General features: G+C 55.8%; 15 protein-coding genes. 10 read left to right on the top strand and 5 right to left on the bottom strand.

The genetic code is table 11. The annotated features are described in order from the left end of the window. Positions 1 to 122 precede the first annotated feature (122 nt). Together AC0Z7K_RS08870 and AC0Z7K_RS08875 are read left to right on the top strand one after the other, a co-directional pair. Positions 123 to 1271, top strand: a complete 1149-nt coding sequence (locus AC0Z7K_RS08870; protein WP_485613996.1) for a mannitol-1-phosphate 5-dehydrogenase — start codon at positions 123 to 125, stop codon at positions 1269 to 1271. A 136-nt stretch (positions 1272 to 1407) separates the two neighbouring features. Further along, a complete protein-coding gene (locus tag AC0Z7K_RS08875) occupies positions 1408 to 1956 on the top strand; it encodes an MltR family transcriptional regulator (RefSeq protein WP_485613997.1) in 549 nt (182 codons plus the stop codon). A 5-nt stretch (positions 1957 to 1961) separates the two neighbouring features. Here AC0Z7K_RS08875 and AC0Z7K_RS08880 read toward each other — a convergent pair whose 3' ends face one another. Further along, complete coding sequence (locus AC0Z7K_RS08880; RefSeq protein ID WP_413529963.1) at positions 1962 to 2570, bottom strand: LysE family translocator; 609 nt, start codon at positions 2568 to 2570, stop codon at positions 1962 to 1964. Between the two features lie 145 nt (positions 2571 to 2715). On the opposite strand from AC0Z7K_RS08880, the gene AC0Z7K_RS08885 reads away from it, so the two are divergent. Together AC0Z7K_RS08885 and AC0Z7K_RS08890 are read left to right on the top strand one after the other, a co-directional pair. Continuing rightward, positions 2716 to 4194 (top strand): aminotransferase-like domain-containing protein, encoded by a 1479-nt coding sequence (locus tag AC0Z7K_RS08885; RefSeq protein WP_485613999.1) that lies wholly within the window; start codon positions 2716 to 2718, stop codon positions 4192 to 4194. An 89-nt stretch (positions 4195 to 4283) separates the two neighbouring features. Further along, on the top strand, positions 4284 to 4646 hold the full coding sequence (locus AC0Z7K_RS08890; RefSeq protein ID WP_485614000.1) for a YibL family ribosome-associated protein: 363 nt from the start codon (positions 4284 to 4286) through the stop codon (positions 4644 to 4646). Between the two features lie 109 nt (positions 4647 to 4755). Here the strand turns inward: AC0Z7K_RS08890 and yiiM are convergent, their stop codons facing one another. The 4 genes from yiiM to fdhD form a co-directional block, all read right to left on the bottom strand. Continuing rightward, entirely contained in the window at positions 4756 to 5427 is a 672-nt protein-coding gene (gene yiiM, locus AC0Z7K_RS08895) for a 6-hydroxyaminopurine reductase (RefSeq protein WP_485614002.1), read from the bottom strand. Between the two features lie 116 nt (positions 5428 to 5543). After that, positions 5544 to 7487, bottom strand: coding sequence for a methyl-accepting chemotaxis protein (locus tag AC0Z7K_RS08900; protein ID WP_413529966.1), 1944 nt, complete (start codon positions 7485 to 7487; stop codon positions 5544 to 5546). 273 nt (positions 7488 to 7760) lie between these two features. Then, the gene (sodA, locus tag AC0Z7K_RS08905; RefSeq protein WP_056775847.1) at positions 7761 to 8381 is read right to left on the bottom strand and encodes a superoxide dismutase [Mn]; all 621 of its coding nucleotides are present in this window, start codon (positions 8379 to 8381) and stop codon (positions 7761 to 7763) included. A 208-nt stretch (positions 8382 to 8589) separates the two neighbouring features. Then, complete coding sequence (gene fdhD, locus AC0Z7K_RS08910) at positions 8590 to 9432, bottom strand: formate dehydrogenase accessory sulfurtransferase FdhD (protein ID WP_413529970.1); 843 nt, start codon at positions 9430 to 9432, stop codon at positions 8590 to 8592. A gap of 145 nt (positions 9433 to 9577) precedes the next feature. Here fdhD and fdnG point away from each other — a divergent pair, with 145 nt between their 5' ends. From fdnG to exaC, 6 genes are all read left to right on the top strand, one after another. Further along, positions 9578 to 12625, top strand: a complete 3048-nt coding sequence (fdnG, locus tag AC0Z7K_RS08915) for a formate dehydrogenase-N subunit alpha (protein ID WP_485614005.1) — start codon at positions 9578 to 9580, stop codon at positions 12623 to 12625. A 12-nt stretch (positions 12626 to 12637) separates the two neighbouring features. Next, positions 12638 to 13531, top strand: a complete 894-nt coding sequence (fdxH, locus tag AC0Z7K_RS08920; RefSeq protein ID WP_485614006.1) for a formate dehydrogenase subunit beta — start codon at positions 12638 to 12640, stop codon at positions 13529 to 13531. After that, positions 13528 to 14181: a formate dehydrogenase cytochrome b556 subunit gene (gene fdoI, locus AC0Z7K_RS08925; RefSeq protein WP_485614008.1), complete on the top strand. Its 654-nt coding sequence runs from the start codon at positions 13528 to 13530 to the stop codon at positions 14179 to 14181. Before fdxH ends, fdoI begins: the two co-directional genes overlap by 4 nt. Beyond that, on the top strand, positions 14178 to 15107 hold the full coding sequence (fdhE, locus tag AC0Z7K_RS08930; RefSeq protein WP_485614009.1) for a formate dehydrogenase accessory protein FdhE: 930 nt from the start codon (positions 14178 to 14180) through the stop codon (positions 15105 to 15107). Before fdoI ends, fdhE begins: the two co-directional genes overlap by 4 nt. 89 nt (positions 15108 to 15196) lie before the next feature. Beyond that, complete coding sequence (locus tag AC0Z7K_RS08935; RefSeq protein WP_413529975.1) at positions 15197 to 15838, top strand: glutathione S-transferase; 642 nt, start codon at positions 15197 to 15199, stop codon at positions 15836 to 15838. A gap of 101 nt (positions 15839 to 15939) precedes the next feature. Then, positions 15940 to 17478 (top strand): acetaldehyde dehydrogenase ExaC, encoded by a 1539-nt coding sequence (gene exaC / locus AC0Z7K_RS08940; protein ID WP_485614010.1) that lies wholly within the window; start codon positions 15940 to 15942, stop codon positions 17476 to 17478. The last annotated feature ends 74 nt before the right edge of the window (positions 17479 to 17552 follow it).

Genomic DNA, 17552 nt, shown 5'->3' on the forward strand with positions numbered 1-17552 from the left:
CTTTAAACATTCAGAAAATATAGAGCGTCACTCAGCGGGTCTTACGAGACCCGCTTGTTGATTCGGAGCCGGGCGGCTCCCCAGCTTTACCTAATGATGGCCCCCGATTTGAAGGAAATATTATGAAAGCATTACATTTTGGCGCAGGTAACATTGGCCGCGGTTTTATCGGTAAATTATTGGCTGATGCCGGAATCGAACTGACGTTTGCGGATGTCAGCCCTGTCTTACTCGACGCGCTCAACAGCCGTAAAGGCTATGACGTGCATGTCGTGGGTGAACAGGCCATCGTTGAGCCGGTCAGCAACGTCAGCGCTGTGAACAGCGCAGGCCAGGATGCGATTAACCTGATCGCCGAAGTCGATTTAGTCACCACCGCCGTAGGCCCGACCGTGCTGGAAAAAATCGCGCCAAACGTCGCGAAAGGTCTGGTTCTGCGTCACCAGCAGGGTAACGAAAACCCGCTGAATATCATCGCCTGTGAAAATATGGTGCGCGGCACCAGCCAGTTCAAACAGCACGTATTCAACGCGCTGCCGGAAGATGAGAAAGTGTGGGTTGAAGCGCATATCGGTTTTGTCGATTCCGCCGTAGACCGCATTGTTCCGCCAGCCGCCGCCGGTACTACCGATCCGCTGGAAGTGACGGTAGAAACCTTCAGCGAGTGGATTGTCGATCAAACTCAGTTTAAAGGCACTTTGCCGAAAATCGCCGGAATGGAACTGACCGACAACCTGATGGCGTTCGTCGAGCGCAAACTCTTTACCCTGAACACCGGTCATGCGATCACCGCGTACCTCGGCCAGCAGGCCGGCCACGCCACCATTCGTGAGGCGATCCTCGACGAGAAAGTGAGACTGATCGTTCGCGGCGCGATGGTCGAAAGCGGCGAAGTGCTGATCCGTCGTTATGGCTTTGATTCGCAAAAACACGGCGCATACATCGAAAAAATTCTGTCCCGCTTTGAAAACCCGTATCTGCACGATGACGTGGAACGCGTTGGCCGTCAGCCGCTGCGTAAACTGAGCGCGGGCGACCGTCTGATCAAACCGTTGCTGGGCACGCAGGAATATCGTCTGCCGCACAATAATCTGGTGATCGGTATTGCTGCCGCGATGCGTTATCGCAGCGAGCAGGATCCACAGGCTAAAGAGCTGGCAGAGCTGCTGGAGAAAGTCGGGCCGAAAGCCGCCCTTGCCCAGATCTCAGGTCTGCCGGAAGAAGGCGAAGTCGTCGCCGAAGCCGTAAAAATCTACGAATCCATGCACTAATACTGCGTTCGTTTTGATTTCGCCAACACCAGGCAAAGAAAGCCCTGTCGGGCAGGCAGTGACTGCCCGACATGTGCGTTTCAGGGATGACGCCAAGGGCGTTAAAAGCATCGGTTCTTTATTGCAAGAAAGCCCAATGGAAAAAGCTCAGGCATTTGAAAACCGTGTCCTCGAGAAGCTCAATGCAGGTAAAACCGTGCGCAGCTTCCTGATGACGTCCGTCGAATTACTGGCCGAAGCGCTGGATATTCTGGTGGTGCAGGTTTTCCGCAAAGACGATTACGCGGTGAAATACGCGGTCGAACCGTTGCTGACCGGCACCGGTCCGCTGGGCGATCTGTCCGTGCGTCTGAAACTGATTTATGCGCTGGGTGTCATCAGCCGTCATGAATATGAAGATGCGGAATTATTGATGGCGCTGCGTGAAGAGCTGAACTACGACGGCGAAGAGTACCGGTTTACCGACGATGAAATTCTGGGGCCGTTCGGAGAGTTGCACTGCGTAACCGAGCTACCGCCTGCGCCGACCTTCCTGAGACCCGGTGAAGCCGACGAATCGCTGATCGCCATGCAACGCCAGCGTTATCAGCAAATCGTCCGCTCCACCATGGTGCTTTCCGTGACCGGCCTTATCGCCCACATCAGCAATCAGCAGCCCTCACGTCTGTCCCCCGTTCAGAAATAACGTGACTACATCATGGCATGGCGCACTTCGCCGACCAGCAGCCACAGCGCGGTAAGCGCCATCATGCCGCCCATGACTGTATTGAACAGTTTCAGTTTCCACTCAACGCGTAACGCCTGACGTAACCTGTCACCCATCACCACCCACACCAGAATGCACGGCAGGTTGATCAGCGCGAAGCCGATGCAAATCAGCAGCGTGTGATGCAGCATATTGCCATCCGGGGGCGTAAACAGAATCGCCACGTTGGTCGCCATCAGCCAGGCTTTCGGGTTGATCGCCTGAAACAGCGCGCCGCCGACCATGTTCATCGGTTGCTGTTTCTCACCTTCTTTTGGCGTGCCGGAACGGTAGATTTTCCACGACAGCCAGAATAAATAGGCACAGCCGACGGCCGCCATCGGCAGGCGTACGGCGTTCATCCAGCTCAGTAAAATCGCCAGCATTGAGGTCATCAGTGCACATTGCACGACGCAGCCGAGTGTTATCCCGAGCATCATCGGCACGCTGCGGCGCAGCCCGAAATTCACGCCGGAAGCCGCCAGCAGCAGATTGTTCGGACCCGGTGTAATCGACATCACGGTGACGTAACTGACAAAAGCGGTATCTATCATTTTTGTTTTCCTGCTCCCCTGTATTCCAGAGAACCAGAATAAAGCGTTGCAGGAGAGGGTAACAGAACCAGAAATACGCTATTGTCAGGGTTACAGATTGAGATGACGCACACTGTACCCCTCCCTTTTTCACGGAACTGACACCATGACTGATACCGCGGATCTGACTGACACTCGTTACAACCAGCTGGCGGAACAACTTGCCGAAGCCATCCGCCGTGGCACGCTCGCGCCGGGCAGTCGTTTGCCGTCGGTGCGACGCAGTGCGCAGACCTGGTCAGTCAGTATTAATACCGTGGTGGCGGCGTACCGGCGGCTGGAAGATCGCGGGTTTATCGAGGCGCGGCCGCAGTCCGGTTTTTACGTCCGTGCGGCGCTGCCTGCGCTCGAACAGCATCAGCCGCAGGAGCAGCAACATACGCAGGCGGCGGAACCGGCGGATGAAGTGCTCGATCTCATCGACAAAGTGTTCGCCGCGCAAATCGACCCGACCTACACCAATCTTTCGCTGGCTTGCCCGCAGTCCAATGACTTTTATCCGAGCGGAAAACTGGGGCGTATTATGTCGTCTCTGCTGCGCCGCCAGCCCAATCTGATTGGCCAGTATGCGCTGCCACCAGGGCATCCACCGCTGCGACAGCAAATCGCCCGCCGGGCGCTGACGCTGGGGATGATTTTAGAGCCGACTGACATCACCATCACGCACGGTTGTATGGAAGCGTTACAACTGGCGCTGCGCGTCACCACGCAACCCGGCGACAGTGTGGGGCTGGAGACGCCGACTTATTTCTATCTGCTGCCGCTGCTCGCCAGTCTGGGGCTGAAGGCGGTGGAAATCCCGACCGATCCGCAAACCGGCCTTTCGCTGGACGTGCTGGAAATGCTGCTCAGCGAAAAACGTCTGAACGCGGTGATCGCCATGTCGACGGCGCAGAATCCGCTGGGCTTCACCATGCCGTTAGCCGCGAAAAAACGGCTGGCGCGGATGATGAACGATCATCATGTGCCGCTGATCGAAGACGGCCTGTATGCGGAAATTCAGTTCGGCGCGACGCTGTCCCCGGCGGTGAAAGCGTTTGACCGCGATGGCTGGATCTTGTTTTGCACCAGTTTTACCAAAACGCTGGCGCCAGATTTTCGTATCGGCTGGATGGAGGGGGGGCGCTTTGCCGCGAAGCTGCACAAGCTGAAAGCGGTCTCATCGATGGCTGAATCTGCGCTGCTCTCGCAAACGCTGACGGTGTTTCTGGAGTCAGGCGGCTATGACCATCATCTGCGTGCGCTGCGCCGCCGGTATGCCTCACAGGTCGAGCAGGCGCGTGCGCTGATCGCCCTGCATTTCCCGCAGGGAACGCGTGCCACGCAACCGGCGGGCGGCTTCGTGATTTGGGTGGATTTCCCGGCGGGCGTCGATTGCGTGGCGTTATTCCGCCAGCTATTAGAGGATAAAATCTGCATGACGCCAGGCCAGCTTTATTCGCCGAGCGGCCGTTACACCAATGGCCTGCGGCTATCCTGTTGTTATGTGTTCGACACGCGGTATATTTCGGCCATGGTCCGCATTGGCCAGCGCGCCTGTGAGATGTGCGGTTTGCCTCCGGGGCTGGCAGAATCGCAGGAGTGAGCTGAAGAATTGCCCACTTCCTGATACACTGACGGTTATTATTCCCAATTTACAGTTTTGCCCGCTGCGGCATGAACGGATCTGACACCATGAAAGAAATCGAAAAAGCCGAGATTAAACGCCTCAGCGACATGCTTGATGCCCTGAATCACAAAGACCCTACGGTTATCCAGCAGGGTAATTCTGATCTCATCGCCAGGCACGAAGAAGAGAAAGAAAAGCTGGCCGCTGAAATTGCGCGCCTGAAAGATGTGCGGGTCAAAAAACTCAGCACCGAAGCACAGAAGCTGGAGCAGTTGCCGTTCAGCCGTGAAATCACTAAGAAAGAACAGGCTGATATGGGCACGCTGAAGAAAACCGTACGCGGAATCGTGGTCGTTCACCCGATGACCGCGCTGGGACGCGAAATGGGCCTGAAAGTGGTAACCGGTTTCGCTAAAAAAGCGTTCTGATTTTTAACGCCCTTCCCTGCGAAGGGTAGGGTTGGGGTATTAATGGCCTCTCTGCCGTTTGCAATACCCCCTCCCTGCCTCCCACCCTTGCAGGGGGAGGAGCAAGACCCTACTTCCCAAACAATCTCCGTCCAAAATCCTCAATCTTGCGGTTCACCAGACGCATCTGCATCGTCTTGCTCCAGCTGGCAGAAATCCCTGCGGCGGACATCAGACGGCGATATTGTTCTTCATCGAACGGCATGTGAAACGCGATAGAAATCGCCTCAGCGACTGAGACGTCGCTGTTGCGCGTCAGCAACTCCAGCGGACGATCGCCGCTGATATTTCCGCTGCCCACCACGCGATACAACCAGCCGCAGCGCCCGCTGCTTTGCAGTAACAGCGACAGATTTTTGCAGTCGAGAAAATGGTTCAGCTTATAACAGGGCGCACGTGGCTGCGTGACCTGAATCAGCGCCTCGCCCCAGCGGAAGATATCGCCGATAAACACATTCTCTTCAGTCATGCCCAGCGTGGAAAGGTTCTCGCCAAACGCGGGCGGATGAAAGCGCTCTTCTTCTTCAGGAAATTGCTGACGCAGCCAGGCGTAATGCTCGCGTGGAAAATGACACAGCGCGCGATCCGCGCCGCCGTGATAAGACGTTTCGGCGTGCTGATCGCCTTCCAGGCCCAGATGCGTTAATGGTATGCCGCCGTTGACCTGACGTTTGGCAATTGCGCTTGGTGAGTAATCAGGGTAGCTCTCAACAGTACCAATGTAGACGTCGGGATAATGCATAAGATCTCCGCTCGGAATCAGTCGTTGACCTCAGCATAACCTGCATCCCATGCCGTGAGTAGGAAGAATCACCCCGCGCGCCATCGGTGAGAAAGCGCGCAGGGTGAAAAGAGGGATCAGAAAGTTTCCCAGTTTTCCTGGCTGGTTTTGTTCTGCACCGGAGAAAGCGCCGGGCGACGCAGCGCATTGGCCGCCGGTGCGTGCTCCATATTGCGGTTATCCGCCAGACGGAATACCGAGACCGCCTGCGTCAGCGTAGCCGCCTGATCTTCCAAAGAATCTGCGGCAGCAGAAGACTGCTCCACCAGCGCGGCGTTCTGCTGGGTGGTGCTGTCCATCTCGACGATAGCCTGAGAAATCTGGCTGATGCCGCGGCTTTGCTCGTCAGACGCCGAAGCAATTTCACCCATAATATCGCGCACGTGCGAAACCGATTTAACGATGTCCTGCATGGTGCGACCGGTGTTTTCCACCAGTTTCGCGCCGGTATTGACGCGCTCGACCGATTCGGCAATCAGCCCTTCGATTTCTTTCGCGGCCTGAGCACTGCGCTGTGCCAGCGTGCGGACTTCAGAGGCAACCACCGAGAAGCCGCGCCCTTGTTCTCCGGCTCTTGCTGCTTCGACTGCGGCGTTCAGCGCCAGAATGTTGGTCTGGAAGGCGATGCCGTTGATCACAGAAGTAATTTCAGCAATACGCTTCGAACTGCCGGAAATCTGTTGCATGGTGTCGACAACGTCGCTGACCTGCTTACCGCCGAGCGTGGCAGTGCCGGAGGCTTCACTGGCAAGTTTGCTGGCGTGATGCGCGTTATCGGCGTTCTGTTTCACCGTTGCGCTCAGTTCTTCCATGCTGGCTGCCGTCTCTTCCACCGCAGCCGCCTGCTGTTCGGTGCGTGATGACAAATCGGTATTTCCGGCGGCGATTTCGGCCGCCGCGTGGGAAACCTGCGTCACGCCCGAGCGGATTTCGTAAATCATGGTGCTGAGGTTCTGGCTCATCGCCGCAACCGCATTCATCAGCATGCCCAGCTCGTCGCGACGCGTCGTCGGATGTGCTGCGGTCAGATCACCTTTGGCAATCAGCTCGGCGGTCTGCAAGGTGGCGCGCAGCGGCTGAGTAATCTGACGGGTGATGCGCCATGCGATTAAAATCCCGGCCAGCAGCACTGTCAGCGTTATCACCATCATCATTAACTGTGCACGGCTGATATCAGTGTGTGTATTTGCCAGCTCATTTTTGAAGATTTTTCCCACCAGCGTATTCATCTCACTGGCTTTGACCGACAGCACCTGCGAGTTCTGCTGTTCTTCATCATAGGCAGGCATATAGGCGACGACATGGCTTTTATAGTCGGCCAGCGCGGTCATCAGCGGAGCCAGTGTGGCCTGCTGATTCGGCAGTAACAGCGCGTTCAGTTTTTTGGCGTTTGCCTGCGTATCATCAATGGCCTTCAGCAATGTGGTTTCGGATTCTTTATCCATGTTCAGCAACAAGCCTCGCACGTAGTAACGCACGCTGATCAGTTTCTGAATTACTTCCGCCAGAGACAAGCGGATGGAAGGATCGGCATCTTCCACGCGCAGCTGATCTTGCAGGCGTTTCACTACCGCTTCGGTTTCAGAAAGATTCCAGCTGGCACGCACGGCGTCTTTCATATCGACGGCCTTTTTAAACGCGTCCTGCGCCTGCTGATATTCCCGGATTTTCACCGGCACCTGATCGAGATTCGCCTGGCTGGTGGCATCCCATTCCAGTGTGCCTTTAGATTGGGCAATCAGCTGCGAAAGCGCGTTGATTTTGTCCTGATTCTGCTGGAGATAGACGGGATCGTACTTAAGCTGATACAGCGTGCGGCTAAGACGCGCATCGTTGAGTAACGCATTCATCTGATTACTAAAATCGACTTTCTCAGCCCGCTGGCTGATGTCATTAAGTTTGACCATGCCTGCCACGGTGATCACGGCGGCGATCAATAATACCAATCCGAATCCCAGACCCAGTTTGGTGCCCACCTTGAGATTATTCATCCACTGCGAAAGACCCGTGCCGTTACCCATAATCGTTCTCCGTAGTACATCCCTGCGAAAATTAGCGGTTTTGTAACGCCTTTGTGAACAATCTATCGGTGGAGTAAAAATAAACTTTATGGGTGCTGCGGGGTATTTTTGATAAATGAGAGCGAAGTCGGAAAAAAGCGGGGTAAATAAAAATGATTCACTTGATTATGGTGATCAGGGTAACGTTTTCAGCATATTACACGCATAAAAAAGGCGGGTCACAGACCCGCCATTGGCGAAAACATCGTGCCCGTTAAGGGCGGCAGGGCGGAATTATTTCGCTTCAGCCAGACGTTTTGCTGCTTCGTCCCAGTTCACAACATCCCAGAATGCTTTGATGTAGTCAGGGCGTTTGTTCTGATATTTCAGGTAGTAAGCATGTTCCCAAACGTCCAGACCCAGCAGCGGGTAACCGGAAGCGCCAGAAACGGCTTCGCCCATCAGCGGGCTGTCCTGGTTAGCCGTTGAAACTACGGCCAGTTTGCCGTCTTTCAGAACCAGCCACGCCCAGCCTGAGCCGAAACGAGTGGTTGCTGCTTTTTCGAAAGTCTCTTTGAACGCGTCAACGCTGCCGAAATCGCGCTCGATAGCGGATTTCAGTTCACCCTGTAAGGTGGTGCCGGTTTTCAGGCCTTTCCAGAACAGGCTGTGGTTAGCGTGGCCACCTGCGTTATTACGCAGTGCGACTTTCTTATCCGCAGGAACTTTGTCCAGGTTCGCGATCAGCTCTTCAACAGAAAGTTTTGCCAGTTCTGGCAGACTTTCCAGTGCAGCGTTAGCGTTGTTCACGTAAGCCTGGTGATGTTTAGAGTGATGGATTTCCATCGTTTCTTTGTCGAAATGCGGTTCGAGTGCGTCGTATGCGTAAGGCAGTGATGGCAGTGAATAACTCATGTTCATCGTCTCCATAGTGTAGGGCGGCACCGTCATTGTGAGCACCGCGTAATCAGTCGGATCATTATAGTTAATTAAATGATATTGAAAATGATTATCTATGCTCCGCACTTTGTGCGGGTACTTGTAAGCCCCTGTTATACGGGGCTTAGAACCAGATAACAGCAGCGAATCCGAAATTGTCTAAAGGCACGCGGTGCTTAGACGACTACCTTAACCGCTGCGGATGCGTATACACCGTCGCGCGGCCGGGTTTGCTGAAACCGACCAGCGTCAGATTGCATTTTTCAGCGACGTCGACGGCAAGCGTCGTGGCGGCGGAAACGGCGAACAGGATTTCGATGCCGCACATCGCGGTTTTCTGCACCATTTCATAGCTGGCGCGGCTCGACACCAGTGCGGCACCTGTTTTCCATCCGCTTTGCTTTTCACGCAGGCCGAGCATTTTGTCGAGTGCCACGTGACGTCCCACGTCTTCGCAGCCACCTAATAATTCACCCTGCGACGTTATCCACGCGGCGGCGTGCGTGCAGCCGGTCAGCTGGCCAATTTCCTGCACGGATTTCAACTGACTCAGCGCCTTATCCAGATTTGCCAGTTCAAACGTTTGGGTAAACGGCAACGGCGCGAGCGGACGGAATAAATCACCCAACTGCTCGATGCCGCAAACGCCGCAACCGGTGCGGCCCGCCATGGCGCGACGTCGTTCTTTCAGCCCGGCAAAACGGCGGCTCGATAACTCGATGTTAACTTCAATACCGTTACAGTTTGGTGTCACGTCCAGCCCGTAAATATCCGCAGCCGATTCGATAATTCCTTCCGACAGCGAGAATCCCAGCGCAAAGGCTTCGAGATCTTTCGGCGACGCCATCATCACCACATGCGAAATCCCGTTATAGACCAGCGCAACGGGCACTTCTTCTGCAATCCAGTCGTCTTCCAGTTCGCCAGGATGTGTGCGCTGCATCACCGGTTTTTGGCTGGCTCCGATGATCTGAGTCACTTTTTTATCATCTTTTTTGCCCAGTTCGTTTACTTGATGGACATCCATTAGCAATAACCTTATAAACATTCCGGCTACATAAGCCGTACAAAAAAAATGGGTATCTGGCTTGAATTTTACCGCTTCCGCGTCTGACGGGGAAAGCGACAATTTGAAAAGCAATGTGTTAACAAATGATGGGAAGGAGTCTTTCATGCAAGTCAGCAGAAGACAATTATTCAAAATATGTGCAGGCGGTATGGCCGGCACCACGGCGGCTTTATTGGGTTTTACCCCGACACTGGCGCTGGCCGAAACGCGTCAGTACAAACTGCTGCGTTCGCGCGAAACCCGTAATAACTGTACTTATTGTTCGGTCGGTTGCGGAATGCTGATTTACAGCCAGGGCGATGGCGCAAAAAATGTCACTGAGAACATTTTCCACGTCGAGGGTGACGCCGATCATCCGGTCAGTCGTGGCTCGTTGTGCCCGAAAGGCGCTGGCGTGCTGGATTACATTCACAGCGAAGGGCGCCTCAAATACCCGGAATATCGCGCGCCGGGCTCTGATAAATGGCAGCGCATCAGCTGGGACGAGGCGATTTCCCGTATCGCCCGCCTGATGAAAGATGATCGCGATGCCAACTTCGTCGAGAAAAACGACAACAACGTGACGGTCAACCGCTGGCTGACCACCGGGATGCTCTGTTCCTCTGCGGCCAGTAACGAAACCGGCCTGCTGGATCAGAAATTTACCCGCGCGCTCGGGATGGTTGCTATCGACTGTCAGGCGCGTCTGTGTCACGGCCCGACCGTCGCCGCCTTAGCGCCAAGCTTTGGACGCGGGGCGATGACCAACAACTGGGTAGACATTAAAAACGCCAACGTGATTTTAATAATGGGCGGAAATGCTGCCGAAGCGCATCCGGTCGGATTCAAATGGGTGATTGAGGCAAAAACCAAAAATAACGCCAAAGTCATCGTTGTCGATCCGCGCTTTAACCGCAGCGCCGCTGTGGCCGATATCTACGCACCTATCCGCGCCGGTTCCGACACCGCCTTCCTGCTCGGCATGATCAACTACCTGATTACACATAATAAAATTCAGACCGACTACGTCAGGGAATACACCAACGCCAGCCTGCTGGTGCGGGAAGATTATGCGTTTAACGACGGCCTGTTCAGCGGCTTCGACGCCGGGAAGAAAGCCTATAACAAAGACAGCTGGCACTATCAGCTGGATGAAAACGGCGTCGCGAAACAGGATAAAACCTTGCATGATCCGCGCTGCGTGTGGAATCTGCTGAAAGAGCACGTCTCCCGGTACACGCCGGAGCTGGTGGAGCGCCTGTGCGGCACTTCGAAAGAAGATTTCCTGCTGATAAGCTCGATTCTGGCGGAAACCTGCGCCCGCGACAAAACCTCGACCATCCTGTATGCCTTGGGCTGGACGCACCACACCGGCGGCGCGCAAACCATCCGCTGTGCGGCGATGATCCAGCTGCTGCTCGGCAACATCGGCATGCCCGGCGGCGGCGTCAATGCGCTGCGTGGCCACTCGAATATTCAGGGGTATACCGACCTCGGTTTACTTTCCCTGAACCTGCCGGGCTATATGCCGCTGCCGTCGGAAAAACAGACCAACCTGACGGATTACCTGAAACAAATCACGCCGGGGCCGCTGGTCGAAAATCAGGTCAACTTCTGGAAAAACACGCCGAACTTCTTCGTCAGCATGATGAAAAGCTTCTGGGGCGACAACGCCACGGCGCAGAACGACTGGGGTTTTGACTGGCTGCCGAAATGGGACAAAAGCTACGACGTGATGCAACAGGCCGAGCTGATGACCGAAGGCAAACTGAACGGTTATATCGTGCAGGGCTTCAACCCGCTGGCGGCGTTCCCGGACAAAAATAAATCCTCGCGTGCGCTCTCAAAACTGAAATACATGGTGGTGATCGACCCGCTGGTGACCGAGTCCTCGAACTTCTGGCAAAACCACGGCGCGATGAACGACGTCAGCACCGCCGATATTCAGACCGAAGTGTTCCGTCTGCCGTCATCCTGTTTTGCGGAGGAAAACGGCTCGATTGTGAACTCCGGCCGCTGGTTGCAATGGCACTTCCAGGCCTCTGAGCCGCCGGGTGAAGCGCTGCACGACGGCAAAATCATCGCTCGCCTGTTCATGAAACTGCGCGAGCTGTACCAGAAAGAAGGCGGTGCGAACCCGCTGCCGGTGATGAATATGGCGTGGGATTATCAGGATCCGCTTGACCCGCTGCCGGAAGAAATCGCCCGTGAAGCTAACGGCAAAGCACTGGCAGATATTCATGACGAACAGGGCAATCTTCTGGCGAAAAAAGGTCAGCAACTCTCGACCTTCGCCCATCTGAAAAACGACGGTACCACCGCCAGTTTCTGCTGGATTTATGCCGGCAGCTGGACCGAAGCCGGTAATCAGATGGCGCGCCGCGATAACGCCGATCCGTCCGGTCTGGGCTGCACGTCCGGCTGGGCCTGGGCATGGCCGCTGAACCGCCGCATTCTGTATAACCGCGCGTCCGTTGACCCGCAGGGCCAGCCGTGGGATCCCAAACGCGAAATTATCCGCTGGGATGGCGCGAAGTGGATCGGTTTTGACGTGCCGGATTACAGCAACGCTGCGCCGGGCAGCGGCGTCGGGCCTTTCATCATGCAGCAGGAAGGCGTCGGGCGTCTGTTCTCTACCGATAAAATGGCCGACGGCCCGTTCCCTGAGCATTACGAACCGATCGAATCGCCGATTGGCACCAATCCGCTGCACCCGAATGTTATCTCTAACCCGGTCGCGCGTATTTTTGCCAGCGATGTGCCGAATATGGGCACGGCGAAGGATTTCCCGTACGTCGCTACTACGTATTCGATCACCGAATTGTTCCGCCACTGGACCAAGCACGCGCTGCTGAACGCCATCGCGCAGCCTGAGCAGTTTATCGAGATCGGCGAAAGTCTGGCCGCCTCGAAAGGCATCGCGCAGGGCGACGAAGTCAAAGTGTCTTCAAAGCGCGGTTTCATCGTGGCGAAAGCCGTGGTCACCAAACGCATCCGTCCGCTCACTATCGACGGGAAACACGTCGATACCATTGGCATTCCTTGCCACTGGGGCTTTGAAGGCGCCACGCGCAAAGGCTATTTAGCCAATACGCTGACGCCGTCGGTCGGTGACGCTAACTCGCAAACGCCGGAGTTTAAGGCGTTCCTGGTTAACGTGGAAAAGGTCTAACGGAGGCGAATCATGGCAATGCAATCTCAGGACATACTTCGTAAGTCCGCAACTGACGGGTTCACGCCAGCGCCGCGTGCCCGCGATCATCAGCAGGAAGTGGCGAAGCTTATCGACGTCACCACCTGCATCGGCTGCAAAGGCTGTCAGGTCGCCTGTTCCGAATGGAACGACCTGCGCGACGACGTTGGCATCAACACCGGCGTGTACGACAATCCGATGGATCTCAGTGCGAAATCCTGGACGGTGATGCGTTTCTCGGAAGTCGAGGAAAACGGCAAGCTGGAATGGCTGATCCGCAAAGACGGCTGTATGCACTGCGCCGATCCGGGCTGTCTGAAAGCCTGCCCGGCGGAAGGCGCGATCCTGCAATACGCCAACGGCATCGTCGATTTTCAGTCTGAACACTGCATCGGCTGCGGCTACTGCATCGCCGGTTGCCCGTTCAACGTGCCGCGCATCAACAAACAGGACAACCGTGCCTACAAATGCACGCTGTGCGTCGACCGCGTGAGCGTGGGTCAGGAACCGGCCTGCGTGAAAACCTGCCCGACCGGCGCGATCCACTTCGGCACCAAAGAGGAGATGAAATACCTCGCCGCAGAGCGCGTCAGCGAGCTGCAGGGGCGCGGTTTTGAACATGCCGGACTGTACGATCCACAAGGCGTCGGCGGCACGCACGTCATGTACGTGCTGCATCACGCCGATAAACCGGAGCTGTATCACGGTCTGCCGAAAGATCCGGCGATCAGTGCGGCAGTAACGTTATGGAAAGGTGTCTGGAAACCTCTCGCAGCCGTCGGATTTGCGGTGACCTTTGCTGCTGCCGCCTTCCACTTCCTCGGCGTAGGACCTAACTATGTGAAAGAGGAAGAAGAGCATGATGACGAGGAGAAAAAACCATGAAAAAAGAAAAAATGATCCAACGTTACAGCCTGATGGAACGCCTCAATCACTGGACCGTCGCGTTCTGTTTTGTGACGCTGGCGCTCAGCGGTCTGGGGTTCTTTTTTCCTTCGTTTAACTGGCTGATGAACATTTACGGCACGCCGCAGCTGGCGCGTATTCTCCATCCGTTCTTCGGCGTGGTGATGTTCGTCTCGTTCCTCGGGATGTTCTTCCGCTACTGGAAGCACAACCTGCCGGAAAAAGACGATCTGGTCTGGGCGAAAAATATCGACAAAGTGCTGGCTAACCATGAAGTGGGCGACACAGGCCGCTATAACTTTGGCCAGAAATGCGTGTTCTGGGCAGCGATCAGTTGCCTGGTTCTGCTGATGGCCAGCGGCGTCATTATCTGGCGTCCGTGGTTTGCAGATTTCTTTCCTATCCCGCTGATTCGTCTCGCCCTGCTGGTGCATTCGCTGGCAGGTATCGGGCTGATTCTGGTCATCATCATGCACGTGTACGCCGCGACCTGGGCGAAAGGTTCTATCGATGCGATGACCGGCGGTAAAGTGCCGGCATCCTGGGCGAAGTACCACCATCCACGCTGGTATCGCGAAGAGCTGGCGAAGCAGAAGCAAAAAGACGAAGACGAGAGGAAAGCCGGATGAGCATCCAGATTGTCCCGCAGGACCAACTGGCCGACGGCAAAAAAACGGCGGGAAACATCCCGCCGGTGCTGTTCGCCAACCTCAAAACCCTGTATCAGCGCCGCGCCGATCGCCTGCGCAAGCTGGCAGAAGACAGCCCGCTGGACGGGTATCTGAACTTTGCCGCGTCGGTGTGCGAAGCGCAGCAACGTGTGCTGACGGAGTTTCCGCTGAATATCGATCTCAGCGAAGAATTGCAAAAAGCCGCTGGAAAACCGCCGCTCGATTGCCATTTGTTTCCCCGTACTCCGCACTGGCTGCGGTTGCTGGACGCGCTGATCGTCGTGCTCAAACCGCAGTCCTCCGGCGCGGTACAGGCCGTGCTCGGACGCCTTGAACATGCACCCAGTCTGCAACGCGAAATGATGGCGACGCAGTTGCTGAATCAGGATTTCACGCACGTTCCTGCTGATAAAGCGCCATTTATCTGGGCCGCGCTTTCGCTCTACTGGGCGCAAATGGCAGCGCAGCTGCATGGCGTCGGGCGCGCAGATTACGGCGAAAACCGTCAGTTCTGTCCGGTTTGCGGCAGCGTGCCGGTCTCCGGGGTGATCGCGATGGGCACGATCAGCGGCCTGCGTTATCTGCACTGCAATCTGTGCGAAAGCGAATGGCACGTCGTGCGCGCCAAATGCAGCAACTGCGACGAGATGGGCAATCTGCATTACTGGTCTGTGACGGACGGTTCCGTTGAGAATGAACAGGCAGCGGTGAAGGCCGAAACCTGCGACGACTGCGGCGCTTATCTGAAAGTCATCTATCAGGAAAAAGATCCGCAGGCCGAGGCGGTTGCGGACGATCTCGCCACGCTGTTGTTAGACGATCGTATGGAAGACAAGGGCTTCACCGGCAGCGGCATCAATCCGTTTCTGTTTCCCGCGCAGTAATCTCTGAATCTGGCAGCCGCCGCGTGATGGAAAGAAAGGCGTGCGGCTGCTAGGTTTAATAGAGGTTCCGGTGAAACGTGGAGGGTTTGATGAAGTTGATCGGCAGCTATACCAGCCCGTATGTGCGAAAAATTTCCGTGATGTTGCTGGAAAAGGGCATCCCGTTCGATTTTATCAATGACATCCCCCATGAGCCGGGCTGCAAAATCACCCAGTTCAATCCCCTTGGGAAAGTGCCCGCGCTGGTTACCGACGAGGGCGAAGTGTTTTACGATTCCCCGATCATTGTTCAGTTCATCGAGCTATTGAACGTCGCCCCGACGTTGTTGCCGTGGCAGCCGCTGGAAGCCCTGCGGGTGAAGCAAATCGAAGCGCTGGCCGATGGCGTGACCGACGCCGCCGTGGCGCTGGTGCTGGAAGGCCGTCGCGATCCGGATAAACGTAACGAAGCCTGGGTTTTGCGTCAGCGTGAAAAGCTGCTGCGTGGGCTGGACGCGCTGGAAAAACTCGCCGGGAAACGCACGTTGCTCAATTCTCAAAGCCTTAACGTGGCCGATATCGCCGTCGCCTGTTCGCTGGGATACATCAACTTTCGCCGTATCGCACCGGGCTGGTGTGTCGAGCGTCCGGAGCTGATTAAACTGGTCGAACGCCTGTTCCAGCGCGAGAGTTTTGCGCGCACTACCCCCCCCGGAGGCGGTACCGCCAGCTTTGCAGTGAAAAAGGTGTGAGGCCGCTCGAAGAGTTCTCTTTACATCCCACCGGATAAGCGTCCACGGCCTACGCTTTATGCAGCGCATTGCTAAAACCTGCTGCATAAAGGAGTCCCATCATGGCTTATGATAAAAATCCTCATGCCGTCAAACCGGAAGAATACGGTTTCCCGCTCAAACTCAAAAAACAATACGAAAACTTCATTGGCGGTGAATGGGTCGCGCCGGTGAAAAACGAGTATTACGACAATCTGACGCCGGTGACCGGCGAAGTGCTGTGCAAAGTGGCGAGTTCCAGCACCGACGATATCGAGCTGGCGCTGGATGCCGCGCATAATGCCAAAGGGGAATGGGGAAAAATGCCGGTGCAGCAGCGGGCGAATTTACTGCTTAAAGTTGCCGATCGCATGGAACAAAACATCGAACTGCTGGCTAACGCCGAAACCTGGGATAACGGAAAACCGATCCGCGAAACCAGCGGTGCGGACGTTCCGCTGGCTATCGACCATTTCCGCTATTTCGCGTCCTGCATCCGAGCACAGGAAGGGGGGATCAGCGAAATCGACAGCGAAACTGTCGCTTACCATTTCCATGAACCTCTGGGCGTCGTGGCGCAAATCATCCCGTGGAACTTCCCGCTGCTGATGGCCTGCTGGAAAATGGCACCGGCGCTGGCTGCCGGTAACTGTATTGTTCTCAAACCGGCTAAACTCACGCCGCTTTCCGTACTGCTGCTGATGGAGCTGGTGCAGGACATTCTGCCGCCAGGCGTCATCAACGTGGTCAACGGCGCGGGCGGCGAAATTGGCGAATATCTGGCCACCTCCAAACGTATTGCCAAAGTCGCGTTCACCGGCTCGACTGAAGTCGGCCAGCAAATTGCCGGTTACGCCGCGCAGAATCTGATCCCGGCCACGCTGGAGCTGGGGGGGAAATCGCCAAATATTTTCTTCGCTGATGTGATGGATAAAGAAGACGAGTTCTTCGACAAAGCGCTGGAAGGATTCGCGCTGTTTGCCTTTAATCAGGGTGAAGTCTGTACCTGCCCGAGCCGCGCGCTGGTGCAGGAATCCATCTATGAACGCTTCATGGAGCGTGCGATTAAGCGCGTCGAGGCCATCAAAACCGGCAACCCGCTGGATATGGAAACGCAGATGGGCGCGCAGGTCTCTGCCGGACAGATGAAAACCATTCTGGACTACATTGAAATCGGTAAAAAAGAGGGCGCGGAAGTGCTGACCGGCGGCGCGAAGAAAAAGCTGGAAGGGTCCCTCAACGAAGGTTATTACCTGCAACCGACCATCCTGCTGGGTAAAAACAACATGCGCGTCTTCCAGGAGGAAATCTTCGGACCGGTGCTGGCGGTGACGACATTTAAAGATATGGATGAAGCGCTGCAAATTGCCAACGATACCGCCTACGGGTTGGGTGCGGGCGTCTGGAGCCGCGACGGCAACGTGGCGTATCACATGGGGCGAAACATTCAGGCGGGACGCGTCTGGACCAACTGCTACCACGCCTATCCGGCGCACGCCGCCTTCGGTGGTTACAAGCAGTCAGGCCTTGGCCGTGAAACGCATAAAATGATGTTGGATCACTATCAGCAAACGAAATGTTTACTCGTTTCGTATTCAAGCAAACCGATGGGGTTATTCTAAGCACCGGGCAGTCTGCTAAACCCCTCCCGGCCTCCCCTTCGCAGGGGGAGGAGCAAAAACGCGATCTGCTCCCT

It is taken from the genome of Rahnella sp. 1L-D-7-B-C2 (assembly GCF_057290995.1).